We start from the raw sequence: 26722 nt of genomic DNA, 5'->3' as shown, positions 1-26722 counted from the left end.
ACATTACAGATCACCACCATCAATTTCAGCATCGTTTTTGGCAAGTGTACTTGTTTGTGGTAAGATATGGTAAAATTTATTTGATCAGATTATAAAGGGGTTTTACTTAAAATGAAAGTTGCGGTTGTTACAGATAGTGCTGCTTATTTAACGCCTGAACAAGCAGCGCAATACAAAATTCAGGTTTTGCCGATCCCCATTCTCTGGGGCAATGAAACATTGCGCGACATGATCGACATTAATTCACAACAGTTCTACGAACGCTTACGAACTGAGAAAACATTGCCAACGACTTCTCAACCATCGATTGGTGAACTCGAACAAAAGGTGACAGAACTTGTGGCAGATGGCTATGAGGCTGTGATTGTGCCGTCAATTTCTAGTGGGATTAGTTCTTATTATGATAACTTGGCCGCGTATGCCGAACGAGAAAAGCGGATTAAAGTTTATCCATTTGACACACATATTACTTGTGCTGGTACCGCTTATGCGGCCCTGCTTGCTGGTAAAATGGCGTTTGCTGGCGCACAACCTAATGAAATCATGCAGGCACTTTATGACTTGCGGGAAACGACTCATGTTTTGTTCATGGTTGATGATATCAACCACTTGAAGCGAACTGGCCGTTTGAATAATGCTTCCAGTTTCGTAGCCGGTTTATTGAAAATTAAACCGATTCTTGACATGGATGTCGATCACACTGGTAAAGGTGTTATTTCTGCAATTGCTAAAGAACGACAAACAAAACGGGCCTATGAATGGATTGCAACGCACTTTGGCGACGCTATTAAAGATAAGACGTATCCAATTCGTGCGACCGTTTTTGACGCCAACGCACCAGAGGCTAAACAAGAATGGATTGCTGATTTGTCCAAGCGCTATCCTAATGTAACCTTCGAAGGCAGCATCATCGGTCCAGTTGTTGGTGTTCATACCGGTGAAGGCGCAATGGCTTTGATTTGGGGTAAGGATTGGGAAAAAATCTAGATTAAAAGTTGAAAAATAGTTAGTCATTCAGTTGAAGATGCTGCTTTGAATTGAAAGCTGAGAAATTTTAACAAATTGTCTCTTCAAGGAGAACATTTGTTAGTCCAGACAGTCATCCTTTCCTTGTTTTACGGGAACTGGTACCCATCAACAATTATTAGATGTATAAATTTGCAATCAAAAAGACGATCCTCAAGATTAATTTCTTGAAGGTCGTCTTTTTGATTGCACGGTCATTTTATAATGAACAGCGGCCGCAATCAAAATCTACCAGCGAACCCCAATTTTACGCAAGTCTCGCCGTTCATCTCATCGAACCAAATCTTCGTGGCGGCTACTGATTCAGGAATATTTTATGATAACGTTGGCGTGACATCAACCCAAAAACTAGGATTAATCCGATCAACCACACGCCTGCTTGCCAAATGGTCGCGCCAACGATTCGTCCAGCGAATAGATTCCGGGCGGCATCAACAATCGCCGTCATCGGTTGGTGCTCTGCAAATAGTCGCACTGGTGTAGCCATGCCTTTAACCGGCATTAGCGCTGAACTGACCATCAGTAACATCATCAAAACATATGAGAATGCTCCCGCACCAGCAAAGCCGTTAGCCTTCAGTGAAAACGGAATTGCCATCAACGTAATCCCCAACGCAAAGAGCACAGACAACAACAAAACTAATAAGGCTGAGCCAATGGTCAAATCGGGCCGATAACCCATGATTAGGCCGACCAGCAAAACAACTAACTCAGTGATTAACATAAAAATAACGGACGCAACGGTGTGTGCACCAAGAATCACCCAGCGTTTAATTGGTAGAGAATGAAGTCGGTCAAGCATACCTGTCAACTTATCATTGTTAATTCGCAATGAAGTATAAGCAGCTCCCATGGTCATGGTGAGTAAAAGAAATCCGGGCAACGCATAATTTAAATAAGCAAGCGTACTGCCGTGAGCGCCGATTGCGACGTTGCCGCCAAGAACGTAAACAAAGAAAAGTAATAGAAACACTGGCATCGCAATAACCGTGGTTAATGTATCGGCATCGGTAAAGTTTTGCCGTAAAATACGTTTCGTTAAAACCCAGAGCTGATTAAATGATGCCATCTGATTGGTCCTCCGTAATCGTAAAGAATACTGTTTGTAAGTCGTTAGCTAGCGCGTTTAACGCCTCAACATGAATATGATGCATAACCAGAAGTTTAAGCGCTGAATTCACTGCCGCGTCGGCAAGCGTAATCTCATTCTCATTCGTAGTAAAAGCAATCTCAGCCTGATCAAGTAGCGCTGTTGCCTTGACTTGATCGGCTGGTGCAACGGTTAAAACAGATTCAGATTTGGTGTTTGCTTTAATTGCACTTGGTGTCGTAACTAAGGCGATGCGACCGTCATTCAAAAACGCGATATGATCTGATAACTGGTCGGCTTCGTCTAAATACTGCGTCGTTAAGAAGACGGTTTTACCTTGATCGCGAATTTGGCGAATCAATTGCCAAATATTTTGCCGTGCTTTCGGATCGACACCTGTTGTCGGCTCGTCTAAAAAGATGATCGACGCATCGCCGACTAAGGACATGGCAATATCTAGTCTGCGCTTCATCCCACCTGAATAGGTCCCCACTTTACGATCAATAAAAGTGGCCATTTCAAACTGTTCAACCAACATTTGAATTTGCGTTGCCCCATTATGAACACGGCATGAACACGGCGTAAATCCGCGATGAATTGCAGATTTGCACGCCCACTCAAGTGATCATCAACTGTGGTCGCTTGGAAATTAAGACTAATTTGTTGCCGAATTCGGCTTTCATTACCGGCCAGCGGGATTCCCATGACGTTAACCGTACCAGAATCCGCGGCTAATAACGTCGTTAAAATCCGGATTAAAGTTGTTTTACCGGCGCCATTTTTACCAAGTAACGTAAAGATTTCACCTTGCTTAATTGACAGATTAATATCTTTAAGCACGGCTGTTTCGCCGAAACTGCGCGTGACATGTTGAATTTCAATTGCCGGTGTCTTCATCTCAATTCAACTCCTTAAATGCTTTTCTAAGCTTCTCTTGTTGTTTATGCATCCAAGTTGCTTGTTGATATTGAGCCAACAGCTCGTCCGCAAAAACGACAGGATCAGTACCGACGATGCCCTCAATCGACACGCCTTCTGCACTACCCTCTTGAAATAAGGTCAGCAGATTATCAAATAAATCGACAAACTCATCAGTTCCCCAATACTGCATTAAATAGTTATCGAGCGTCTGAATCGCTGTGCGGTAAGGTTCAGGCAAGGCTTGTTCTTGCTTTTTATAATCCCGATACCATTTTTTGTCGCCAACTAACTTTTTCCAAAATTCCATTTGAACTACTCTCCTTTAATCTGCTGAATCTGGGTCATAATAAATTGCCACCGAGTCCAGAAATCCTGTCTTGCTTGTTCACCACTGTTGGTTAGTCGATAGAATTTGCGCATCGGCCCTTTATCGGACTTGCGCTTTTCAACCGAGACACTCTTTTGTTTCTCAAGACGCAACAATACCGTGTAGACAGTCCCCTCTGAGATATCGTTGAAGCCAGCTTCTTTTAGATGATTTGTAATTTCATAGCCATAAGTTTCGCCTTTAGAAATAATCTGCAGTATTATTCCTTCAAGTAAACCTTTCAGCATTTCAGTCATACCCGCCAAAAAAGTCATCCTTTCTCTACATACTTTGTAATACTTAGTACTAGTACATAGTATTACGTAGTAGCTATTTTGTCAAACAATGTTGCTTTATTTTTTTGATCTTCGTTTCAGATCATGAGAAGCAATCTATTGCTGGCAAAAAGATGAGCAACAAAATTTGGGTTGCGTTTTTCGGCTACACAAAAAAAGGACCGAGATTTTTATCCCGGTTCCTACCAAACTCATTCAAAAAACAATCTCAATAAAATGATTAAAGGAGCATATCCAAATGCGGAATGCCATCTTCTAGATAAACTTCGGAAATCGGTTGAAAACCAAAGGCGCGATAAAAATCTTTAAGATAGGCCTGAGCTTGAATTTGAATCCTTTTATTTGGAAAAAGTTTTTGCGCTTGTTCAATTGTGGCCTTGACTAATCGACGACCGTATTGTTTGTTGCGATATTGCTTGGGAACTAACACGCGGCCAAATGTTGTTTGCTCAGAATTCTTGCTGAAAATTCTTGTATAACCGACTAGCTTGTTCTGGTCGTCTTTTAACAACAAATGATAGGCTTCGCGGTCGTGTTCATCGACTTCTTGATAAGGACAATTCTGTTCAACAACAAAAACTCTAATGCGCTCTGCCACAATGGTACAAAATTCCTGAGCTGTTAATTCACTAAGCTGTTTTACTTCGACTTTCGTGTCAACGACCTCCTAAACGACCAAAATAGCAACTAACCTCTGCACGGCAAACTTGACGAATCGTTGCAGAAACTGTTTGATACTGCCAATAATCCAAATTTACGAACCGAAAAACCCGTTCCTAAAATTCAACCCATTATAAATAACCAGAATATAAGTTGTCAAGATGGGCTTTTTTAACAAAAACTTTGCCTTAATCAAGTTCAAACTGGGCTAATAGAAGTCAAACGAAAATTCTAACACGATTTACGCGCGATTCTTGTAGACTTGTTCCTCACCCAGATGCAACCATCCTGACAATTTTTGCAGCATTTAGTCGCCAACTTGATTAATGATCGTTAGCCGCTTGGTTGCTCGTGATGCGGCCACATATTTGCGTTGATTGGCAAATTCAGAATTAGAAAAATACGCGTCAACAAAACCGACCACTAACACGCGATCAAATTCTAAACCCTTGGCAATTTTCAACGGAAAGATTGGCACATCTGATTCTGAGAGATGATGGTGATCACTAACAACGGCTACCTCTAGTGTGGGTTTTAACAGGTCAGAGAGTTGCTTGGCACTATCTTCATCGCCGGTAATAACGGCGAACGTCCCAATCGTTTCACGCCTTTGCACCCTGATTAATTCAACCAAATCATTTTTTGAAATTTCATCAATGATAACAGGCTTTTCACCAGCTGCTTGAACTGGTTTGATGAAAGAACCTGCTTGCATCTCATTAAATTTTCCGAAAAAGCGCGTGATATTACCAGTCGAGCGATAACTGGTCAACATTTGAACGCTATTTGTGTTGCGGCCTTGTTGTAAATATTGCAATAATTTCTGCTGATCAAAGCCAGACTCAGTCAACGTCTGATTGTGATCACCGACTAAAGTTAACTGACTCGTTTTGAAAATATTGAGCAGCAGTAGCATTTGATCTTCTGTATAATCTTGCGCCTCATCGACAAAAAGCGCGCGAATACTATCTTGATGATATTGCGAGACGCGAATAATTAAGTAAAGCGTCTGAAGTGTGGTCGGCGTGTCTATGCCTAAACAAGTAAAAATATCCGACCAAGCAACCCAAGTCGAAAGATCCTTCGGTAGTTGATCAGTCGCAGCCATTCGGCGCCAAAGAAGTTGCAGCCGCTTAATTAAAATATCCTCAGAATCGGTTTGTGCTAATCCAGGAATCAATTTAACTAAGGCTGTCGGCGCGACCTGATTTAATTTATGCTCGATTGTACCCAGATCATGATGGCGGTCAAGGTCGGCATTGACTAGTGGTAACTTGAGATGGTGACCCAGTTGCAACAAGTAAGCATTGAAGGTCATGGCACTAGGATTCTGCTCACCTAGCGTTGGTAGCACATCTTGAATATATTCAGCAAATAGCGAACTAGGCGTCAATAATAAAAGATCTTCGGTCCGCCACTTGTCACGATAATAATAATTCAAATAGGCAATCCGCTGTAACAATACCGATGTTTTGCCACTCCCCGCAACGCCATCAACTAGTAAAATATCACTGCTGACATCGCGAATAACCGCATTTTGTTCGGCTTGAATTGTCGTGGTAATGTCTTGAAGTGATCCATGATGCGGCGCGGCTAAAATTTCGAGCAAAACTGGATCAGAAATTGCGGTGGTTGTATCGAAGACATTTAACAACTTGCCATTCTGAATTTGAAATTGACGCCGCAAAGTTAACTTGACAGCGATTTTCCGGCCATTGGCTTGATATGAAGTCGCCCCCAGCTGGCCGGAATAGTAAACATCCGCCACCGGCGCACGCCAATCGTAAATCAAATTCTCATGGTCAGAATTCGTATAGCTAACTTTTCCGATATAAAAAGGTTCGCTCTCAGCATCGCCGAAATCAAGATCAATTCTTGCAAAATATGGTTGCGGTAATAACAATGTGGCGCGTTTTTGTTGAGTGCGAGCATCATCAATTTTGGAATTTAAGGTGTCAATTTGCCGGTTGCCACTTTCGATATTTGCAAAAGTGTCAACATTGTCGGCCAACGTATCAAAATTAAGTCGCGTCTCTTGTGCCAAATTAATTTTTGTTTCCTTGGCATCGGCTTGAATCTTGTCAATAAGTTTCGCCAGTCGGTCCAGTTCAGTTGTTAGAAATGCGTGAATCGTGCTTAAGTGCTGCCGTTCAAACTCATTCATTGCAACCACCTCCAAAGGCTTATTATAACAGGCCGTTTAGCAAATAATAGTCTGATAATCACTGACTTGATATGCTATAATTAACTTAAGGATAAGTGTCAACGTTAATCGAATGATCACTAACATTCGGTTATTTTACTCACCCGATCTTTCACTTACCTAATCAATGACTAGCCGAACACAACCCGACTTAATTTAAAAGAAAACACTAGCCCGCAAATGTTGAACTTAAGGACAAACATTTGTGGGCTAGTTTATTTTTGATTAAAGATAGTCAGTCTTAAGTACCGCCATACCTAGAAATACCGAGATAACATTTCTAAACACGCAACCAACGCGTAAGAACAATAAGAAATTAACGGCGCACAATTAAAGGCCTCCACGGCAATAACTTCTAAAAAGCCTGTTGGTTCCTCCTCAAAAGTGATCACCAACGATGCTTGATCATTTGGATGGCCGGACATCTTGTCGGATCTTGTCACTATCACGATCCCAACGCCTGAAATGTCGCCTCTTGCAAATCTCCCAGCAATTGATGCAAATCATCGACTGAATCCTGCTTACCACCCAGTAGCCACTCGCGCCAAATGTTATAGACGCCGGCACTCATGAAGCCAATCCAATAACGACGTTTAGCTGCAGGCACATCTTGCACACGCGAATTTGTTTGATAAAGTCGATTCATATTATCGAAGAAAATTTGTTGAATAATATATTCATAATGACGTTGAATCGATAATAAAATCGTGTCCTCAAACGCGCTTAAGAAATGATCCAAACGCGATAATTTATCAGCTGCAGAAACGTGTTTAATCACATCGTCAAATAAATGACCAATTTTTGATTCGAAATAGTCCCGTAAAACATCGTCTAACGTATCAAAGTTACGATAAAAAGCCATGCGACTAACACCAGCTCTTTTAACTAGTTGTGAAATTTTGATGTCATTCAAATCATTTGTTTGTAGTAACTGTAATAAAGCGGTCGTCAGATATTCTCTGGAATCATTCTTAATCGATTGTGCGTATTTAGTTGCTGCCATTACAATTCCTCCGTTCTGTCACAGATGCGTGCTCAGCCATTGTCTTCTATGCCAAAACATTGTACGATATCCCCACTTACGTTACAAGTATAACTTATGTGGAGGAAAACAAATGAGCACTCAAAAAGAATTAGTCGTCGTCACTGGTGGCACTGGATTCATCGCCAGTCATATTATCATTCAACTTTTAAAGCAAAATTATCGCGTGCGGACAACAGTTCGTTCGATCGCCAAAAAGGAAGCCTTAGTTAAAACGATGTTAGCTACTGGCGGCATCTCAGATTTTAGCGGGTTAGAATTTGCAGAGGCCGACTTAAACGCTGATCATAATTGGTCAGCTGTCATGAATGGTGCAACCTATGTTATGAGCGTGGCCTCGTCGACACCCACTGGCGAATTTGCCGACGCTGACAAGATGACCACCACTGCCGTCAATGGTGTTTTGCGCGTGCTTAAATTCGCGCGTGACGCTCAAGTAAAGCGGGTTGTTTTGACATCGGCCTATGGTGCAATTGGTATGGGACATTCGAACAAACGAACTGAACCTTTCACCGAAAAAGATTGGACGAACTTAAATGCGCCAGCTTTAGATCCCTATCAACGCTCAAAAACGATGGCCGAACACGCTGCCTGGGATTTTATAAAAACTGCAAGTAATGGCCTGGAAATGGCCGTAATTAATCCTGTTGCGGTAATGGGCCCAGTCCTATCCAGCGATTACTCGCATTCCAATCGTCAAATTCAAGACATGCTGGAGGGAAAAGTCCCAGCAGTACCCAATGTTAAATCTGGTTACGTTGATGTTCGCGATGTTGCTAGCTTGCATTTATTAGCGATGACTTCCCCAAAAGCGGCTGGTCAGCGTTTCTTAGCTACGACTGGTGAAACACTTTCAATGTTAGAGGTTGCTAACGTCTTACGCCGTGCATTTCCAAACTTTGCAAACAAAATACCTAAGCGAGTTATTCCAAATGCAGTCTTGAAACTAGCAGCAAGAGTTAATCCATTGCTAAAAATGGTAGCCAGTCTGACAGGCAACTTTGCAGACACTAGTAATGCCAAAGCCAAAGAATTATTAGATTGGCAGCCACGTTCTGCCGAAAAAGCAATCAGCGCTACCGCCCAATCAATGATTGATCTAGGGATTGTAAAGATGGACTGAAGTTACTGCGAATTTGTTATTAACTTGAAGAGTTCACATTTTAAGAATTTCTTTCTGATCTTATTCAGAATAAAAATCCGCAAAGGCTAGATTATCATTCTAGCTTTCGCGGATTTTTAATAAAGTCAAGATTGGGCCACAAACTTGGGGTATAATTTCTGAACATGTACTAGCATCTTAGCTCAGTTATTATAAACCTTCAAAGTATGCTTTAATTCGTTCGGCGATTAGGTGTCGCCGCAGATCTAGAAATTGTTGATAATTGGTTGCATCAAACGTACACAACTCCTCTGGCAAGACATTTGCCTTAAAGTTGGCGGCACTCATAAACTCTGTAATCTTAGGATCAGCTAAGTAAACTTTAGGAGCCTGCTCACTAATTTGTAGATTGCGCGGCTGTGTCAACCAAGTTAGGTTAGCGACCTGATTAAACTCGGACTGCTTAAAATGATGTTTCTTAAGGTATGCTTTGGGAAAAATATGGTGAACATTGCCTTGCTCTGTGATTACTGAACTAATCTTGTGATCTTTTTCTAGCCAGATTGGTGCATCTGCGTGAACTTGCGCCATTTGAAAAATGCGCCAGACATTGCTTGATGTCGCTGACGTTACTAATCGTTCTGGTAATGTTACCTGCCAAAACGATGACACCATTTCTTGTGCGAATATCCGATTAGCCACGCTTTGGGGATCATCTGAATTAAGAAATAATTTAATATCGATTTCACTCTGAGTTTCCGACGAACCACTATAACGCCCTGTAATTGCAGCCATTACAATCCACTTTTTGACGATTGATTCTAGCTGTGATTCAGTCATCTTCTGCCGTCCAAGTACCAAATATAGCATATAACCAAAGTTCAGTACGCCAGTCCCATTCAACGCTAATGTATTTGCATCCAACATCCCTAGGCTATATAAGATCATCATATAGCGCTGAAAATTAGATTGATTCGTAAATGCCAAAATACCAGTTCGCAATTTAGTATAGGTAGCTTCACGCGCATCTTCGGTATAAGTTTTAGTCTTAAAATCTCGGCCCGACACCAACGCAATTAAGTCCGCATGCTTGCCACGACCGAATTCAGTTCCTAAAACCACATGAAAAATATCGCCAAAATTAGGAATATAGAGATCAGAATGTTCACGTGCCGCCCAATTAATATGTTGAAAATAATTACTCCTTGCAAATTCAGGATCATTTTGCTTAATGCTGTTTAATAATTGGGGATCAACTAATAATTGCGTAAAGTATTCGACAATTTTACGCATTACATTCCCCTCATGATCATAATCAGCAGATAATTTGGACATGATGAAATCAGCTGATGATAAGACCGTTCCTTTTGAATTAATTCGGTTGAAAATTTCGGTAACCTCTTGAATATTTAACTGCGATGACAAAATGATATTACCAATATCATTGGTCACTAATTGACTAACCTTTTGAATTTGCGGTGCAATTTCACGCGGTTCAACTTCGTTTTGTTCAGCAAATTTAGGAATGAATTCAAAATCTGAATAGTCATCACGAAATAACAGCGCAATATCAGGTATCCATTGTTTGTCACGTACAATGGCTGCCGTTGTTGTCGCAAAGGCTTCCGTAAAAGGATTAAAGGCAATTTTTATCCGGCGCTGGCGAAAATGCTGATCCATCACTTCTTGGCCTGAAATTGCAGCTTTTAGTGCAGTCATTCGCTGCTGACCATCGATAATGATTTTTTTACCGCTAGCATTATTGCCGCTTTTAAGCTGCACCTGCGGATTATTCCAAATAATGATGTACCCCACCGGAAAACCATTGTATAGTGAATCAATCAAGTCACGCACTTTAACTGAGGGCCAAACAAACGGACGCTGTAACTCAGGTAGCTCTATTTCATCTGAATCAATCCAACTTAACAGCGTCCCGATTGAATTATTCTGCACCTCATATTTCTTATCCATCTCTTTACCCCGCTATCTTATGATAGCCTTATTTTAGCATAATTATTTAGTTAGTTTAGCAGTTACTTAATCAATCATTTACGATGTTCATAATTGATTAAGTATGCTTACATTAATAACCAAGACAAATTAATTCAATTAAATACCACAAGATTTCGATTGTTTTAATAACTTCCAGACAAAATACGATCATCAGGATTCCTCAAAACTTGTACTCATTCATAGTCCGAATATGCCACCGCTCTAACATCTTATTAAAATACTGTCATTGTGATGATAAACGGAACACATTTTCTGCAATGTGCAATGATTCCCCATAATTAAGATATGGACCCAGCTTCAGATACTGCTATTTTATAATTCGTTGACCGCCAGAATGAAAAGCCACAAAAATGTTTGAACTGGAAAACACCATATGAAATCTATCAAGATCAAGAGTTGCACTCAATTGACGATTTAAGACATTGTAAAAGCTAACCTATTTTAAATTCCTGACGTCATCAATTCGGGGAAAACTTGATACGACCTATCTTAAAATAGGCGTAAGGTTCAGTGACCTTGAACAATCATAATTATTTAATTTGTTCGATTGCGTCTATTTAAATATTGTTCGTATCGTAAATTCCTCGCCTTATGAATTTTCGTATTTTTGAATATTCGATAATATTTAAAATACGATTATTAATTTTCTCTGAATAAACTTTTTCTATCTCAACATTCGTTGTAAAAAATGCCTGCCACTATTTCTTCTGCCGATTCAAAAACAACGTTAGTCCTTTCGCCCAAAGAACTGGATGAACTCTCGCAATGTGGGTCGCTAAACGATCCGTCCAGCTGTTAAAGTATGCATATTTAGGCTTCTGATCTGTCGCTGCACGATAGAAAACTTGAGCCAGATCTTCCGACGTTGCGCTACTGGCTGCACTACCGGACAACATCGAATCAATTTTTGTGACCAAGTCTTGATACGGCGAATTCGGCTGGAGATTCTTTTTAGCATTGCTCATCGCAATTTCGCCCAAAGCTGATTGGGTACCGCCGGGTTGAACGATGATTGAGCGGATGCCGAATGGTTTAACCTCTAAATCCAAAACGTTACTCCATTTTCTCAGCGCCGCTTTAGTGGCGTGGTAAACACCGCCCAGCTGCATGTAAACATCTTCGCCGATCGAAGAAATATTGATGATCCGCCCACTATGTTGTTGGCGCATTTGTGGGAGTACCAGTTGTGCCAAAGCAGCGGCACCAAATAAATTAGTCGCGAATTGCTTTTCAAAATTGGCCATCGAAATTTCTTCCAGCGGTCCGTATTCACCATAACCCGCACAATTGATCAAAACATCAAGTCGACCTTGCTCTGAAATAATTGTGTCAATAAATTGTTGTCGTGATGCCGAATCAGTGACATCGAGTTTGAGTGCGCGAATACCATCTGTTGTCGGAATTTTTGCAACTCGCCGCGCCCCACCGTAAACAAACCAGCCCCGTCTAGCAAATAATTTGGCGGCCTCCTTGCCCATACCATTTGAAGCACCTGTAATTGCAACAACCTTTTTCGAATCCATCATTTCATTCTCCTTTTTATAAATGAATGTTCATTCTTTGATAGCTAATTTAAAAGTCCAATCGCTTGGACTCACTTTTTAAAAACTTTAATCATCATTTCAATTGTCTGTTCTAACTGTGCGTCAGTGGCACCGTCTTGCGCTAATTGTAATGGTAATGAGAAAAATCCGGTGGCAACAACGGCATCCATCTTCATGAATTCCGGATCTTTTTGCGTTTGGCTAAAAAGTTGCGAAACCGGCTCGGCCATCTCATCAGCGTAATGTTTCGCTTTCTGATCGACTAAACTTTCATTATTCAAAATGGCATTCATGAAAACGGCCTGTTTAGGAAATTGACGGAACTTTTTGATAAAATGCCATTCTGCAGCACGGATTTTATCAACTAGCGTTGGCGCCGCATCAATTTCAGCGGTGATACCAGCGTCAAATAAGTCCTTGACTTGTTCATACATCCGACTCAACATGTCTTCTTTATCGTTGTAGTAAATATAAATCGTTGCCGGGCTAACTCCCGCCAGCTTGGCAACCTTACCCATCGACAAACCAACTAAGCCATCAGATTGTGTCAAATCATAAACGGCCTCTTGAATTTGTTTGCGTTTGTTTTCATCAATTTTTCTCATGAGTTAATAGTAAACGAACGTTCATTTATTGTCAACGATTTTATTGATCATCTTAAACTGAACATCAATTGATGAACAATGAGTAACCTAACCCAACATCTCTTACAGCAACACAAAGCTATCGACCAATTTAACCAACTCGTCGATTGTTAATTCAGTTGGTTTTAATTCGCCGAGATTGATTTTCAAATCAAACTTATTAAATCTCACTATACCAAAAAAATTTCAGTTCTGGTAACTCACGCCATTTTAATTTCATTATCGATCATTAAAAAAACACCAGTCTACCTAGGCTAGTGTTTTAACTGATACTGGGTTTTAACTTGGACAATTTCTAGTTGATCATGATTAATTCGAAAGACAATACGGTTGACCTTATCAATTCTGCGGCTGTACCAACCGGTCAAACCACCACGCAGTTTTTCCGACTTCCCGATTCCTTGCGCCCCATTACGTTGAATATCTTTAATAATGGCATTAATTCTTTTCAATGTTTTTCTATCTTCGTTTTGCCAAGTAAGATATTCTTCCCACGCGTCTGCCGACCAAAGGATTGACTTCATTCAATTAAACTCTTTTTTTCAACATGACCAGTTTCTAACTGGTTAATTGAATGCTTAAGTTGCTTTTGATTAGCGCGCGAATAAAACGAATCACTTTTAATTTCAAATGGAATCTTACCTTCATTGGTCACTGCCTTTAGAAATAACGTAATTGCGGTTGTGTAGTTTAGTCCCATACTGTCAAGAACTTCTTCTGCTTCATCCTTCAGATTTGAATCAACCCGAATTGAAATAGAATCCTTTTTCGTTGTTGTCATCATATCAGCTTCTTTACATCAATATTGTAATACATTATTTATACGTCAGCAACACAATAGGATTATATCTCGCGTACGCACCACAATTCACTAAGCAAAGTAAACACGTTCTTTTGTAAGCACGGAACCCTAATTGCTAACTGGTGTATAATCAGTCTATCAACAAATGGAGGCAAACAATTGATTACATTAAAATCACCACGTGAAATTGAAGGCATGCGCAAATCCGGTGCACTTTTGGCGGCGGTCCACATTGGACTACGTGACTTAATCAAACCTGGCATTTCGGCAATGGCTATTGAAAATTTCACTAACGATTACATTATTAGTCACGGCGGTATTCCCAGCGAAAAAGGGTTCGAAGGCTACAAATACGCAACTTGTGTCGCCGTTAACGATGAAGTTGCTCACGCCACACCACGTCAAAGTGTAATCTTAAAAAACGGTGATCTGGTTAAAGTTGATATGACGATCAGCCTAAACGGTTATCAAAGCGACTCTTGCTGGAGTTACGCTGTGGGCGAAGTCAGCCCCAAAATTCAGAAATTAATGGACGTCACTAAAAAAGCGCTGTACCTTGGCATCGACCAAGCCGTCATCGGCAATCGCTTAGGTGATATTGGCTATGCAATTCAACATTACACCGAAGATGAAAATGGTTATGGCGACGTGCGCGAGTTAGTTGGTCACGGTATTCAACCAACTATGCATGAAGATCCCGACGTGCTGCCATATGGCGAACCGCATAAAGGCCTGCGTTTAAAAGAAGGTATGACGATTACCATCGAGCCAATGATCAACGAAGGTACTTGGCAAATTGTTGCTAAAGAAGTTGCTGATCCTAACGACTCGTGGGAATATTACGTCACCGCTGACGGCGGCTGGTCTTGTCAATATGAGCACACTTTAGCCATTACCAAAAATGGTCCTAAGATTTTAACCTCACAGGATCCTATTGGTGACGCTAAATATTTATGATTGAACATAAGACTTATTTAAATGTTTGAGCCGAATGAATATCAAATTAACCTTAACATTGTGAATCCTAGAACTGTTACCCTGTGGTTCTTCGTGCCTGCGGAAAATACGCTGGTGGAACGCTGCGAGCTTGATTTGAGCCAAATAAATTTGTCTCAAATACAATCTTTCTTGTAAATGGTAAACCATTAACAAGAATACCGCGGCTGACCGCGATTTTCCTCCGGCACTGACAAAAGTGCGTTAGTGCAACCAGACTTCAAGTTTATACTTCTAAAAGTTGGATAGTGATTCAACCACTCATTAATTCAGCGCTTGCGCAAAGGTTGCCATCTTGTTTGTTTAGTGAGGGAAAATAAATACCGCTCAGTGGTGATATTACTGTTAGTGGTTTACCACTTACAGTAAGACCTGTCTTAAAGACAATTTGAAAAATTGGCTTCAAGCAGCGTCCTCTACGTTCCAACGACAAGCTATGACAAAATATAAGGAGTCGGGATTTTTACCCCGGCTCCTTATTTTGACTCCGAAAGAAATAATCAATAACCACACCAAACCCGATGTTAATCTGCGTTGCTTGTAGCAACGGGTCAATTTTCATACAATGATCATAGTGATAATGGTTAAAAGAAAGGTAGTCAGTACAATTGTTAAATGAAAACATTAAAGCAATCAGAAAAGCAAAAGGACTTTCGCAGGCAGAATTGGCAAGCAAATTGAATGTGGTGCGCCAAACAATATCCAAATGGGAACAAGGATTATCGGTTCCTGATGCCGATATGTTAATCACCCTATCAGAAATATTAGAAACACCAGTAAGCACCCTGCTGGGAGAAACTGTCACTGAGCCGAAGACTGCGGATTTAAAAGTGCTTTCGGAAAAACTAGAAATTATCAACTTACAGCTTGCGCAAAAGAAAGCCACAAGACGGAAAATATTTCACGGGCTGTTTATCTTATTATTGCTGGTAACCGTCGCAATTTTTGTGATCCTAATCCTCTTAAATAGTCCTTACTTAAATTGGAATTATCGTGACCCTGAAACCAGCGTTATTGGCGTGGCCTTTCATGCATTTGAATGGTTGTTTGTCAGATTGATGCCATTTGCCGTCTTAGGCGCAATTATCGGCATCTTTTTAACCCGAAAGAGAGGATAACGCTGAGCTGCCGAATTAATTGATTGAAACAACTATCAGAATTAAGTCAATAAATACCCAACCAGCTCGAAAAATTCTTGCTTGGTTAAACCACAATTGAGCGCAAGCTACAAGAATCTCAATTTTAACTGCAACTATTTGTGGCTACTTCACCAAAAGATGCCATAAACTCTGCCAAAAATCATCAAAAGTGCGTTTAAAACAACGAAAGCAATGACCACTGCCCCAAAAAAGTAGCTCAACCACTGCTTAAGCGCCAGCTTTTGATTGATCGTCATTTTTTGCCTGGCTGTTGGTGAATAATCAGCCGAAGTCTCCGCACTTCTGGGAATGCCTTGATAGCTTCCTAAAACTGATGGTGAAAAGGACAGCTGCTTAAGCTGACATTGTTCAACCAAGAACTTCATTAATTGCTGAATGTCTTCATCCTTTTGATTATTGAGATTCAAAACAAGATACATACTTTGATAATCCCGCAGATACTTTTGAATTTGTTTGTCACTTTTATGCCGAAACTTGCCCCAGGTTTCTGGATCGGTCAATAATTGCAAAAGATAGACCGTATTTGACTTAACGTTTTGTTCTTCAAAGGCAACACCAGCAATCGCAGATAAGTTAAGGCGATTAACCCGCTTATTCATTATTCCCGAATAAACTTCCAGACTATTCTGTTGAGGATCAACAATGAGATGCGTTGGTCGCTTAATTAAAATCAGTTGTGTCCAACTTCCCAAAACCAACACGGGAAAAAGTAACAGAAATATCAATGACAGCATGTATTCGTGGTCAGTATACAAATATAAACCAGCAACTCCCCAAAAGATTGTTGTCAGTAAAATAGAAATCGTCATCAAGGGACGAAACCGATATCTGATGATTAATCTTTGTTGGTTATTCATACAATTCTCCTGTTAATTCAATCATTACTTTTTGCTGAGTTGAAAGAGATTAAACACATCGTGATCATCATCAGAAAAAATAACCAACAACATTTTCTTAGGTTGCGCTTTATTATAAATGATGACATGATCGGGGTGATCTTTTTTCGCAGATGGCCCCTCGAAATAATAAATGAGATCAGTTTTTACCTTTTTGCGGCTAAAGTTACCCGAGGTATGCCGACCAGGATACTTGATTGGCACATCCTCTGCGCCGTCTATCTTAATTTTATTCCAGAAAATCGTGACATCCTTGGGAACTTTAGCAAGCGAATAGTTAATTTCGGTATTTGTGACTGTCCAATCACCCAACATATTGGCCTGTAAATAATCATTAAAAACAAAAAGCAACAGTACAGCATTGATCACTAGGGCTAAAATTATAGCTAAAATCTTACTCTTGGTATTAATTAAGTTATAACGACTTTTTACTTTTCTCACCTCTTGAATAACACTGGGTTGTTCCGTTATTAACAATTTAAGCTGGTGACGACCAATGAACTGGTTCTAAAATTCGAGTATCTGATTGTGATTGATACCGCTATGACATTGCGGTCGATCAGCTTACCTAACGCGTTTATTATCAGCTATTTCACGGGACAATTCAACATAAATTTCACTTTTTTCAAGCGTCACATTTTTCGGTAGGCAACTCGGCTCAGCAACCATCATTTAAGTGACTTGCTATTCAATTTATTGAAACAAACGGCCACATTTAACACGATACTGCAGTAATTAAAAGAACCCAGCACCGATTCGATTGTTCAACAATGGTGAAAAACAAAGGAATATCAATGATGGGTTCTGATTTGTCGTCGTTGTTCGACTGAAAAGTCGGAAAAACAGAGTGGCTAAGTTTGAAGTGAACCAACGAGCTCAACTCAGCTTTTGTCCTGCTTTTAAAAAATTGAAAAAACGCCTAACAAGCAAAATCTTACCTGAGCCGCAGCGAGGCGCTGGTTATTTAGCATCGCTGTCTAGTGAAGCTTCGCTGTACGTAATTGTCGTTGTTCCCAAATATTAACCAAACCAGCCACCAACAGAATCAATAACGAAATCAACATAATGTTGTGTAGGCCATGATGGAGAATCGCCCGCATTTGCGGAATCCAGCGTTCTGGCAGAAGATGAACACTAGCAGCGTCACTTAACTTATTCATCATCTTCAAAGTAATCTTGCCCCGTGAATCGCGAACGCCTTTGAACAACGCTTGATTTAGAATAATTCCTAGAATTGATGCCATGAAGGTCTGACTTAACATTCGAATTAGGAAACTAAATGATGTCGCAATTGGTACATCTTGAAGTTCGGCATCTTGTTGAACTTTAATCTGCAAAACATTGAAACACAGCCCCGTGCCAAAGCCCTCAAATGCACCAGCAACTAATAATAACCAATAAGGTGCCTTGACACCGGCAATTGTCATCAAAATAAACGAGATGATCAACGTGACAATTCCGATCGCCACTACGGTTTGCGCTTTAAGGTGTAAACGCAATGAGGCAACTGATTCGGAACCGGCAAAATTAGTGAGTGAACCTGGAACTTGTGTCGCGCCACCAATAATCGCGGTGGTGCCCAACAAACCTTGAGCCCACATGGGAATATAAATATTGAAGCCGACAAAAGCACCCCAGATTAACGCGAATAAAATGAAATCAACAACCAACGCATGATTTTTGAATAAACGGCTGGGAATAATCGGATCGACGACTCGTCCTTCAACCATGAGCATAGCTGCCAGTAGTCCTAGTGCAATGACTGATAATAAAATAACCAAGACTGTTGGAATCGTCCCAATCATTTCAATCGCTAACAATAAACTGATTAATCCTGATGCCATCAAAGTTGCGCCTAAATAATCAACCGACTGTTCCTTCTTGGTTGATTTGGACACTTTGAAAAACAGTTGCACAACAATGATTGATAACAATCCTAATGGCACGTTCAGATAAAAGACCCAGTGCCAACTAAATGTATCGACAATCCAGCCGCCGACTAACGGCCCAATGATTGTCGCGGTGCTGTAACTAGCCGTGACAAATCCCAAAACCTGCGTTCGTTTATGAGGATTTTTGTACATTGTGGCATAAATAATATAGGGAATTGACGTCATACCGCCATTTCCAATCCCCATGATGGTGCGCGCCACGATTAAGAAATAAATATTAGGTGACATCCCTTCCAGAAAAGCACCAATTACAAATAAGGTCGTGGCAATTTGATAAGCACTTTTATTACCAATGTGCTCGCCCAGTTTACTCCATAATGGCGTCGTCACAGCCGTTCCTAATAGAAAGACGGCCACGATCCAGCCCATCAACTGAATGCCGTGGAGATCACTAATAATCGCCGGTAACGCAGTATTGATGATCGTACTGTCCAAGCCGCCCATGGCATTAGACAACAATAATGCGCAAGTCACGATTAACACACTTCTTTTTGACACGCTACTGCCTTCCTCCCTGATAAAAATCTAACTTTTATGTTACTCCTTTTCAGAAAAAACAAAATAGTTATTCCGCCACGTTTTCATCAGTGGTGCATATGGGAAGTAATGCAGTGTCTCTTCGCGCTTGCGCAAAGGTTGCATTTAGAATGTAGCAAGTGCCGTGAGGGAAAATAAATACTTGTCGCTGGAACGTGGTGGGCACTGCTTGAAGCCAATTTTTACAAAATTGTCTCCAAGACAGGTCTTGTTTGTAAGTAATAAATTACTAACAACAATTTCACCACTGAGCGGTATTTATTTTCCCTCACTAAACTAACAAGATGGCAACCTTTGCGCAAGCGCTGAATTAACATGTGGTTTAATCACCTCTAATTTTCAGGAGCACAAATTTGCTGTTACATAACACCATATCATCACTTTTGTCAGTGCCGGAGGAAAATCGCGGTCAGCCGCGTTATTCTTGTTAATGGTTTACCATTTACAAGAAAGTTTGTATTTGAGACAAATTGGTCTTTGATTTGGCTCAAATCAAACTCGCAGCGTTCCACCAGCGTATTTTTCGTAGGCACGAAGAAGCACAACCATAACAGTTCTAGGGACTATCATTCTATAACTATGTTTGTTTTTTATTCGACTCAAAGTCGAGCCCACAGCGTTCCACCAGCGTATTTCCCGCAGGCACGGAGAAGCACGACATAACAGTTCTAGGTCTTAGCATTTGCAATAACGCATCACAAATCAATCTTCAGATTTAACTATTTAAACTCAATCATTGCCAAATTTCTTTAGCTAAATTAAAAGCTGACCATGCTTTTGGCCAACCGACATAAAATGCCAAGTGCGTAATCATGGCGCTTATTTCAGTCTTGGTGATGCCGTTTTGTTGACCAATCTTTAAATGAGCAGGTAATTGTTCAAAATTTCCACCTGAAATTAATGCTGAAATTGTAATCATACTACGATCGTGCGCCGATAACTCAGCTTCTTTTGCCCAAACTTCACCAAATAATACGTCATCATTGATGGCCGCAAATTGTGGTGCAAATTCACCTAAATTATCGCGGCCGGCTGTTTGTTTTTTCATCTTATTCTCCTAACTGACTATATTCTTGATTGCTACTATTGCCATGTTCCTCATAAATCGTGGCAAAATTGGTTGCTTTCATCCTTGTTTTGTTGGATAAATGGTAAGTTCGTGCATCTCAACATCTTCTGGTTGATCAATTGCAAAATTAACGGCACTGGCAACGGCTGCAGGACTAATGCCAACCTGTGCATAAAGACCTGCCATGTCCGACTTGGTTTTTGCACCAGAGATGTGGCTAACTAATTCGGTATTAATCGCGCCTGGGTAAAGTGTCGTCGTACGAATATTGCTCCCCTCTGCTGCACTTTCCATCCGTAGAACTTCCATTAAATCACGAACGGCAAATTTCGTCGCACCGTAAATACCAGCGCCAGGATAAGCATTTAGTCCAGCAACTGATGAGGTGGTAATGACGTGGCCATACTTTTGACTAATAAAGGTTGGTAATATTGCGGCGAGACTATTGGTCACACCTTTAAGATTAACATCAATCATCTGATTCCATTCATCAACCTTTAATTCACTAAGGGGTGAAGTGAGCATGACGCCAGCGTTATTGAAAATAACGTCGATCTTGCCATATTTATTTTAAGTGAACTTCACTAACTTCTCCAAATCATGTGGTTTAGTGACATCGACAATTTGATAATCAGCTGCACCACCAGTCGCGTTAATTTCCTTCTTAAGTTCTTGCAGCCGAGATTCACGACGAGCAGCCAGTATTACCTTAGCGCCATTTTGGGCCAATAATTTTGCGGTCGCCGCGCCAATTCCTGAAGAAGCACCAGTAATTATCACAACTTTATCTTTAACTGTCATTTTATTCTCCTAACTTAGCATATTCTTGATCACTAACGGGCTCTAACCATTCGGGTGTTCCTGCGGTAATTGCAATGTGAGTAAACCAACTGTCTTTCGTTGCCCCGTGCCAATGCTTGACACCATCATGCGTCACCACAACATCGCCCGGAACTAAATGTTGGGCAGGTTGACCTTCTTCTTGGTACCAACCCTCACCGCCAGTGACGAGCAGAATTTGATAACCGTCATGATGAATATGCCAGTTATTCCGACACCCTGGCTCAAAAGTGACATTGCCCACACTAACATTCACGCTCGGATCATTCACCAAACCTTGCAGATAACTTTGACCGACAAAATATTGAGCATAAGCATCATTCTTAGCACCGATTGGGAAAATAACGCCATTCTTGACTTCTTCATTCTTCATCTTTAAAACTTCCTTTCAACTGTCAATCAGTTTAACAAAATTCACTATAATACTTAGGGTGCACTTTAAGTCAAGGCGAAACAATCAGAATTTGGCACGCGCCCGCTCCAGCGCGACGCAATTAATCAGCCGAATAAATTGTAATCTGATACATAAATGAGCGCCTTGCAGTTGCCAATTAGAAAATTCTAAGCTACAATCAGCTTTAATTATCATCAACCAATATCTATGAGGAGGACCAAATGCAACTCACAATCTCACAACTAACCCAAGCTAATGCGCTCGAAATCGCTGATGATTGGCACTATCAAGGTCAGTATGCCTTCTACAATATGAGCGAAGATCCAGAAGACTACGACGAACTTACGACGCCCGAGCTGAGACAAGATCAGTATTTCCAAGTATTGAACTCTCAACAAAAGTTAATTGGTTTCTTTTGTCTGATGGACATTGAAACGTCAATTGATACTTACGAAATTGGCCTTGGTCTGCGGCCTGATTTAACTGGGCAAGGAAACGGGCAAGAATTCTTGACAGCAATTCTACAATTTGTTCTGCGCACTAAGAAGCCGCAAAAATTAATTCTTGATGTTGCTGAATTCAACACTCGTGCGCAAAAGTTATATGCTAATAACGGCTTCACAATCGAAGCCAAGCACCAGCAAGCGACAAATCATGATATTTATCCATTCGTGACCATGAGCAAATCTTATTGATGTTTCTTTGTACGCAACACCATAAAAGCCTCCCGATAAAATATCGGGAGGCTTTTAAAATAGCTTAATCATTTTCGTTCAACCACTGATCTAACAACGAAATAAATTCGTCATGTTGATCAAGTAATGCTAAGTGGCGGCTATTGGCAAATAAATGCCAGCGAGCACCTGGAATATGATCGGCGACTGACTTGGCAATTAGCGGCGTGCATAAATCATCGGTTCCGCTGGTTACCATGGCGGGAATCTTGATCTTATCAAGTTGATCGGTCACTTCAAAGTCGCTAATCGTTCCGTTTTCGGTAAATTCGTTGGGCCCTTCAGCGATGAAACTTGCTCGTTGACCATTCGTTGGTCGCTGCATCGGTTCGGGCAAGTTCTTCTTATTGGTATCCCAAGCGTAAGCGTCCATGTAACGCTCATTAGCGGCTAAATATTTAGCCCCGGTAAAATCTTGTGTCGCTTCGGCAGCCGCAATTGCCACTTGATCCTCAGAACTCAAATATTTAATCAAGCGGTGTTGTTCTGCGGTCCACAATTTAATCGAAGCCGGTGAACTATTGATTAGCACACTTTTGACGCCTTGAGGATGATAGCTGGTCAAATAAAATATGGCCAGCATGCCACCCCATGATTGACCCGACAAATGAATTTGCTCAAGCTGTAAATAGTCGCGCAAGGCAATTAATTCTTCGGCCCAGGTTTCTTTAACATAAACCGACTCATCTTCTGGCAATGACGATTTACCACAGCCAACTTGATCGTACATAATCAACTGCCGACCACTCGTTTCAGCGTAATCGTCAAGCAATTCATAATAGTTGTGCGAAGAACCGGGACCACCGTGCAATAACAAGAGTGGCGTTTTGCCCTGATCCTCACCAACGATTCGATAATAAGTTTGATACTCACGAAATGGCATATAGCCTTCAACAATTTTTGTCATTTTATCCTCCATGCACCTAATTCTTTGTCTATTATAATACGCTTATGCCAGACAATGAACCAGTTTAAGTAATTAGCCAACTTAAGCTGCAAGAAAGCCTAATATTTTCTTTAGCTATGCGATTTGTGATTGTTTACCGCATCAGTTTAAAGTATAGTGAGAACTAACCGTCAGTTTAAAGCGGTGGTGTTAATAAAGGGAGCTTCACTATGAATGACATTGTCGCTAATGACCGTTTATTAAGCCGCGTCGAGGTCGTGGTTTTATTCTTTTTAGCCTTGTTCGGTAATTTTCCACTATTTATTGTCCTCTACATTTTTATTGCAATTCTGCTCATTTTCAAAACATCACTAGGGACGATGCAGCAGAAGTACAAGTTTATTCTTGGTCTAGGTTATTTGGCGTTACTCACTGCCGAGATTATTTTTGCAGCAGTCACTATTTTCAGTTCAACTAATGGCAGTTTCTTACATTTCATCTTACGATTAATTGGTGTCGTCTTAATGCCCTTGCCACTTCTTTTGGAAAAAATTCTGATTGACCGCGAAACACAGGACTTTTATTTACCATCGTTGAGTAATATCGCCACAATTAGTTTTGGCGCTTTCGCAGCTAACGGTGCTATGATTGATCACGCCTTAAATGGTATTTCGCGGCTGCACCAGAAGGCCTCTCTGGCGGTGATGACAGAACTATTTCAAGGCATTAAGAAGCAAAGTTCAACGCGCTATATTAATCATGGTTCACTGACAGACGCCTACTTCCAAGCCGCAACGGCTACCTTGGCTGACCCCCATATTTACTTGGCGATTTCGAACACGGGGAGTCCTGCCAGCGAAATTATCAGTCTCTTCACGCGCAAGCAATATAATCACGCGTCGCTGTCCTTTGATCCCGAACTAGATACAATTCTCAGCTATAACGGCGGCGCTAATGTTTATCCACCTGGACTAAATCCCGAGATGGTGCAAGACTTACACCAAAAAAGCGATGCCTCGGTTCTAATCTATGCGTTGCCCGCGACCAAAGCACAGAAACAAGAAATTCTCGCCAAATTAAAAAAATTAATCATGACGGCAGCGCCTATAACATATTCGGTCTCGTCGCCAAACACTCACTGCGCCCTAACATCATGTTCTGTTCGCAATTCGTCTACTCAATGTTGGCGACGGCTAATCTGAACTACTTCGATAAACCTAAAGGCGAAGTCAAGCCGACTGATTTAATCGAGTTAGACTACTATAAGAAATTAACTTTTGTTCGCGAATTGAAATTTAACCAAAACTAGGTATCGCCGCTGAAATTGTAAGTCAGCGACAATACCTAGTTTTTTTAACGCAATTGTTGATTAAATACTTGCTTGATTAAAATAACCAAATGCTTGCCGAATTGAAATGGCGACTTGAAAGCTATTGGTTGTTAAAACGAGCTAAGATTTTTTACCAGCGTGAAAGTACCCGCGCAAACTTAACCAACTAAACAAATTAGTAACTGTTGATCTTCTAGTAATCGTTGATCCTAATGCCGCTCTCGCAGAATGTGAACGTAATTCTCTTTTTCATCTTGTGCGACAATGCGACCGCCATTATTTAACATCACCTGTAACGAAGCAGTATTCGTCCTAGCACAGGAAAGATAAATTTCAGGCTCATCAGCTGGCATTATATGATCACATGCCTCAAGAGCCAACGATAATCCGCGCGTTCCATAGCCGCGCCCGCGAAACTGCGGTAAAATACCATAGCCAATATGCCCCGCACCGTGACGCAGTTGCTCGTTTAAATAATGGCGAATTTTAAACAGGCCGATTAGCTGACTATCATCCCACAGGAAAAAGTACGTGTCCGGAACGCGCCCAACCGCCGGCCCTAACCCACGAGAACTAAGTAGCCGCTCCGGAATTGCCGTCGTCACAAATTCTTGATATGTCAGCGTCTTATACGGAACTTCAAAACCATTTTCGACAGGCATTGTTTGGAAGAAATCAAATTCTGCTCGAGCATCTTTTTGATTCATCTTTCGTAATTCTATTGTCATGAATAACACCCCCGCTTGAAAAATAGTTACTCTGATATTAACACAAATCAACTTACCCGGTGCACTTTTTCTACCGGTTTCGCCGTGCTCGAACAAAAAATAAGTCAATACTTTAGAAAAATAGCAAAAGCGTCAGATAAGCTTATATTCTGTGGTAAATTAGAAAAATTTCGCGTAAAATTTGGTCATACCAACTAAATGCATCGGCGCGACACAAGATCAAGTCGTGAAAGAGCTGATGATGAAAAACGACGAATCAAATTCAGCAAACAATACAGCTTGGTTTCAACTAAGTCAACAATTTAACGAGGATAAATTAAGATGAAAAAAGCAGAGACATCTCAGGAACATCATCACTTCTTGAGCAATGATAAGCTACCGACCAGTGGTGGCGTGACATTTTTATTTTGGTTACTCAGTAGCGGCTGGTTCTATTTGTCCACACATATTTGTGGGACGTGGTTAAATCTGAATGATGCGACCATGGCAGTATTCTGTTGCGCACTCTTTGCTTGCTTCTATCCAGGTTATTTAGTGCTACTCAGTGCTTTTAGAGGGCTAGGCTATCATCCTAAACCTGAATCGATCGAGCTAGGTGGCGGCGGTAAACGTATTTCTGTGCCAGTCTTTACCATCATAGATGCGCCATTTAAGCAGCTGCTGAATGATCGTAGCCGTTCTGCGAAAGTTAGTCAATTAGCTTTTAATTTAACAAAGTTCGTTTGTTTACTCGTACTTGCCTATTTTACCGGTTACAATCTTTTTAGCTTCCGGACAACTTGGCAGTTCTTTTTTGCGATCGGACTTGCGCTGGCGATGACGGTCACTAACATGGCACTTTCATGGCTGTTCGTGCATGTCTTTGGTTTAAAGATCGTCGCGAAAGAATATAATCGACCAATCTTTGGCTAAAAAATATGCCAAAACTTGAAATAACAAACAGACCTAAAACTGTCTTGTTGCGGTTCTTCGTGCCTACGGGAAATACGCTGGTGGAACGCTGCAGTCATTATCAAAATAGCAAAACCTAAAACTGTTATCTTGCGATTCTTCGTGCCTGCGGGAAATGCGCTGGTGGAACGCTGCGAGTCTGATTTGAGCCAAATAAATTTGTCTCAAATACAGGCTTTCTTGTAAGTGGTAAACCACTAACAAGAATTCCGCGGCTGACCGCGATTTCCCTCCGGCACTGACCAAAGAGATGATATGGTGTGATTTAACCTCGAATTTGTACTTCTAAAAATTAGAATCGATTCAACCACTCGTCAATTCAGCGCTTGCGCAAAGGTTGCCATCTTATTAGTTAAGTGGTGGGAAATAAATACCGCTCAGTAGTGACATTAATGTTAGCAATTTATTGCTTACATTAAGGCTCGCATTTAAGACGATTTGTATTTTAATCGGCTTAAATCGACGCCCACTACGTTCCAGCGACAAGTATTTATTTCCCACCACGGTACCCGCACGTTTCGTATCCAACCTTTGCGTAA

General features: G+C 41.0%; 29 protein-coding genes and 1 pseudogene. 7 read left to right on the top strand and 23 right to left on the bottom strand.

What is annotated here, in order from left to right; genetic code table 11:
• Positions 1 to 111: 111 nt before the first annotated feature.
• The gene (locus EKM65_RS04475; RefSeq protein WP_125605935.1) at positions 112 to 987 is read left to right on the top strand and encodes a DegV family protein; all 876 of its coding nucleotides are present in this window, start codon (positions 112 to 114) and stop codon (positions 985 to 987) included.
• A 334-nt stretch (positions 988 to 1321) separates the two neighbouring features.
• Here EKM65_RS04475 and EKM65_RS04470 read toward each other — a convergent pair whose 3' ends face one another.
• The 8 genes from EKM65_RS04470 to EKM65_RS04435 form a co-directional block, all read right to left on the bottom strand.
• Complete coding sequence (locus tag EKM65_RS04470; RefSeq protein WP_125605932.1) at positions 1322 to 2095, bottom strand: ABC transporter permease; 774 nt, start codon at positions 2093 to 2095, stop codon at positions 1322 to 1324.
• Positions 2082 to 2633 carry an ATP-binding cassette domain-containing protein gene (locus tag EKM65_RS11540; protein WP_164506814.1) on the bottom strand — a complete coding sequence of 184 codons (552 nt, stop codon included), beginning with the start codon at positions 2631 to 2633 and terminating at the stop codon, positions 2082 to 2084. The genes EKM65_RS04470 and EKM65_RS11540 overlap by 14 nt, the downstream gene beginning before the upstream one ends.
• Positions 2585 to 3013, bottom strand: coding sequence for an ATP-binding cassette domain-containing protein (locus EKM65_RS11535; RefSeq protein ID WP_125605927.1), 429 nt, complete (start codon positions 3011 to 3013; stop codon positions 2585 to 2587). The genes EKM65_RS11540 and EKM65_RS11535 overlap by 49 nt, the downstream gene beginning before the upstream one ends.
• 1 nt (position 3014) lies before the next feature.
• Positions 3015 to 3344, bottom strand: a complete 330-nt coding sequence (locus EKM65_RS04455; RefSeq protein ID WP_125605924.1) for a DUF1048 domain-containing protein — start codon at positions 3342 to 3344, stop codon at positions 3015 to 3017.
• Between the two features lie 5 nt (positions 3345 to 3349).
• Positions 3350 to 3670, bottom strand: coding sequence for a PadR family transcriptional regulator (locus EKM65_RS04450; protein ID WP_125605921.1), 321 nt, complete (start codon positions 3668 to 3670; stop codon positions 3350 to 3352).
• 250 nt (positions 3671 to 3920) lie between these two features.
• Positions 3921 to 4298 carry a GNAT family N-acetyltransferase gene (locus tag EKM65_RS04445; RefSeq protein WP_404803124.1) on the bottom strand — a complete coding sequence of 126 codons (378 nt, stop codon included), beginning with the start codon at positions 4296 to 4298 and terminating at the stop codon, positions 3921 to 3923.
• Positions 4299 to 4667: 369 nt separating this feature from the next.
• Positions 4668 to 6524 (bottom strand): HelD family protein, encoded by a 1857-nt coding sequence (locus tag EKM65_RS04440; RefSeq protein ID WP_125605915.1) that lies wholly within the window; start codon positions 6522 to 6524, stop codon positions 4668 to 4670.
• 484 nt (positions 6525 to 7008) lie between these two features.
• Positions 7009 to 7566 (bottom strand): TetR/AcrR family transcriptional regulator, encoded by a 558-nt coding sequence (locus EKM65_RS04435; RefSeq protein ID WP_125605912.1) that lies wholly within the window; start codon positions 7564 to 7566, stop codon positions 7009 to 7011.
• A gap of 112 nt (positions 7567 to 7678) precedes the next feature.
• On the opposite strand from EKM65_RS04435, the gene EKM65_RS04430 reads away from it, so the two are divergent.
• Positions 7679 to 8728, top strand: a complete 1050-nt coding sequence (locus tag EKM65_RS04430) for an SDR family oxidoreductase (protein WP_125605909.1) — start codon at positions 7679 to 7681, stop codon at positions 8726 to 8728.
• Between the two features lie 189 nt (positions 8729 to 8917).
• Here EKM65_RS04430 and EKM65_RS04425 read toward each other — a convergent pair whose 3' ends face one another.
• From EKM65_RS04425 to EKM65_RS04405, 5 genes are all read right to left on the bottom strand, one after another.
• Positions 8918 to 10678, bottom strand: coding sequence for a DUF262 domain-containing protein (locus EKM65_RS04425; protein WP_125605906.1), 1761 nt, complete (start codon positions 10676 to 10678; stop codon positions 8918 to 8920).
• 740 nt (positions 10679 to 11418) lie between these two features.
• Positions 11419 to 12243, bottom strand: coding sequence for an SDR family NAD(P)-dependent oxidoreductase (locus EKM65_RS04420; protein WP_125606019.1), 825 nt, complete (start codon positions 12241 to 12243; stop codon positions 11419 to 11421).
• Between the two features lie 71 nt (positions 12244 to 12314).
• A complete protein-coding gene (locus EKM65_RS04415) occupies positions 12315 to 12869 on the bottom strand; it encodes a TetR/AcrR family transcriptional regulator (protein WP_125605903.1) in 555 nt (184 codons plus the stop codon).
• Between the two features lie 293 nt (positions 12870 to 13162).
• Positions 13163 to 13432 (bottom strand): Txe/YoeB family addiction module toxin, encoded by a 270-nt coding sequence (locus tag EKM65_RS04410; RefSeq protein WP_125605900.1) that lies wholly within the window; start codon positions 13430 to 13432, stop codon positions 13163 to 13165.
• Positions 13429 to 13692 carry a type II toxin-antitoxin system RelB/DinJ family antitoxin gene (locus EKM65_RS04405; RefSeq protein WP_225420397.1) on the bottom strand — a complete coding sequence of 88 codons (264 nt, stop codon included), beginning with the start codon at positions 13690 to 13692 and terminating at the stop codon, positions 13429 to 13431. The genes EKM65_RS04410 and EKM65_RS04405 overlap by 4 nt, the downstream gene beginning before the upstream one ends.
• A 177-nt stretch (positions 13693 to 13869) precedes the next feature.
• Here EKM65_RS04405 and map point away from each other — a divergent pair, with 177 nt between their 5' ends.
• Positions 13870 to 14667 (top strand): type I methionyl aminopeptidase, encoded by a 798-nt coding sequence (map, locus tag EKM65_RS04400; protein ID WP_125605897.1) that lies wholly within the window; start codon positions 13870 to 13872, stop codon positions 14665 to 14667.
• 292 nt (positions 14668 to 14959) lie between these two features.
• Here map and EKM65_RS11190 read toward each other — a convergent pair whose 3' ends face one another.
• On the bottom strand, positions 14960 to 15112 hold the full coding sequence (locus tag EKM65_RS11190; protein ID WP_164506812.1) for a hypothetical protein: 153 nt from the start codon (positions 15110 to 15112) through the stop codon (positions 14960 to 14962).
• 202 nt (positions 15113 to 15314) lie between these two features.
• Between EKM65_RS11190 and EKM65_RS04395 the strand changes: the two genes are divergently transcribed.
• Positions 15315 to 15824, top strand: a complete 510-nt coding sequence (locus EKM65_RS04395) for a helix-turn-helix domain-containing protein (protein ID WP_125605894.1) — start codon at positions 15315 to 15317, stop codon at positions 15822 to 15824.
• A gap of 149 nt (positions 15825 to 15973) precedes the next feature.
• Here the strand turns inward: EKM65_RS04395 and EKM65_RS04390 are convergent, their stop codons facing one another.
• The 6 genes and pseudogenes from EKM65_RS04390 to EKM65_RS04365 all read right to left on the bottom strand — a co-directional run bounded on the left by EKM65_RS04390 (position 15974) and on the right by EKM65_RS04365 (position 21533).
• Positions 15974 to 16723 carry a hypothetical protein gene (locus EKM65_RS04390; RefSeq protein WP_125605891.1) on the bottom strand — a complete coding sequence of 250 codons (750 nt, stop codon included), beginning with the start codon at positions 16721 to 16723 and terminating at the stop codon, positions 15974 to 15976.
• 24 nt (positions 16724 to 16747) lie between these two features.
• Entirely contained in the window at positions 16748 to 17203 is a 456-nt protein-coding gene (locus EKM65_RS04385; RefSeq protein ID WP_125605888.1) for a hypothetical protein, read from the bottom strand.
• A gap of 536 nt (positions 17204 to 17739) precedes the next feature.
• Positions 17740 to 19212 (bottom strand): MFS transporter, encoded by a 1473-nt coding sequence (locus tag EKM65_RS04380; RefSeq protein WP_125605885.1) that lies wholly within the window; start codon positions 19210 to 19212, stop codon positions 17740 to 17742.
• Positions 19213 to 19984: 772 nt separating this feature from the next.
• Positions 19985 to 20299 carry a carboxymuconolactone decarboxylase family protein gene (locus EKM65_RS04375; protein WP_125605883.1) on the bottom strand — a complete coding sequence of 105 codons (315 nt, stop codon included), beginning with the start codon at positions 20297 to 20299 and terminating at the stop codon, positions 19985 to 19987.
• 78 nt (positions 20300 to 20377) lie between these two features.
• Positions 20378 to 21121, bottom strand: a pseudogene (locus EKM65_RS04370) (SDR family oxidoreductase).
• A gap of 1 nt (position 21122) precedes the next feature.
• The gene (locus tag EKM65_RS04365; RefSeq protein ID WP_125605880.1) at positions 21123 to 21533 is read right to left on the bottom strand and encodes a cupin domain-containing protein; all 411 of its coding nucleotides are present in this window, start codon (positions 21531 to 21533) and stop codon (positions 21123 to 21125) included.
• 242 nt (positions 21534 to 21775) lie between these two features.
• On the opposite strand from EKM65_RS04365, the gene EKM65_RS04360 reads away from it, so the two are divergent.
• Complete coding sequence (locus tag EKM65_RS04360) at positions 21776 to 22249, top strand: GNAT family N-acetyltransferase (protein ID WP_125605877.1); 474 nt, start codon at positions 21776 to 21778, stop codon at positions 22247 to 22249.
• Between the two features lie 64 nt (positions 22250 to 22313).
• On the opposite strand, the gene pepI is transcribed toward EKM65_RS04360, so the two are convergent.
• Positions 22314 to 23195: a proline iminopeptidase gene (gene pepI / locus EKM65_RS04355; RefSeq protein WP_125605875.1), complete on the bottom strand. Its 882-nt coding sequence runs from the start codon at positions 23193 to 23195 to the stop codon at positions 22314 to 22316.
• 209 nt (positions 23196 to 23404) lie between these two features.
• Here pepI and EKM65_RS04350 point away from each other — a divergent pair, with 209 nt between their 5' ends.
• Positions 23405 to 24376 (top strand): hypothetical protein, encoded by a 972-nt coding sequence (locus EKM65_RS04350; RefSeq protein ID WP_225420396.1) that lies wholly within the window; start codon positions 23405 to 23407, stop codon positions 24374 to 24376.
• Positions 24377 to 24713: 337 nt separating this feature from the next.
• Here EKM65_RS04350 and EKM65_RS04345 read toward each other — a convergent pair whose 3' ends face one another.
• Positions 24714 to 25232, bottom strand: coding sequence for a GNAT family N-acetyltransferase (locus EKM65_RS04345; protein WP_125605872.1), 519 nt, complete (start codon positions 25230 to 25232; stop codon positions 24714 to 24716).
• A 321-nt stretch (positions 25233 to 25553) separates the two neighbouring features.
• On the opposite strand from EKM65_RS04345, the gene EKM65_RS04340 reads away from it, so the two are divergent.
• Complete coding sequence (locus EKM65_RS04340) at positions 25554 to 26144, top strand: hypothetical protein (RefSeq protein ID WP_125605869.1); 591 nt, start codon at positions 25554 to 25556, stop codon at positions 26142 to 26144.
• Positions 26145 to 26531: 387 nt separating this feature from the next.
• On the opposite strand, the gene EKM65_RS11185 is transcribed toward EKM65_RS04340, so the two are convergent.
• On the bottom strand, positions 26532 to 26684 hold the full coding sequence (locus tag EKM65_RS11185; RefSeq protein ID WP_164506811.1) for a hypothetical protein: 153 nt from the start codon (positions 26682 to 26684) through the stop codon (positions 26532 to 26534).
• Between the last annotated feature and the right edge of the window lie 38 nt (positions 26685 to 26722).

The organism is Lapidilactobacillus bayanensis (genome assembly GCF_003946695.1).
Classification (GTDB): domain Bacteria; phylum Bacillota; class Bacilli; order Lactobacillales; family Lactobacillaceae; genus Lapidilactobacillus; species Lapidilactobacillus bayanensis.
This window is presented reverse-complemented; position numbering and strand designations above follow the sequence as displayed.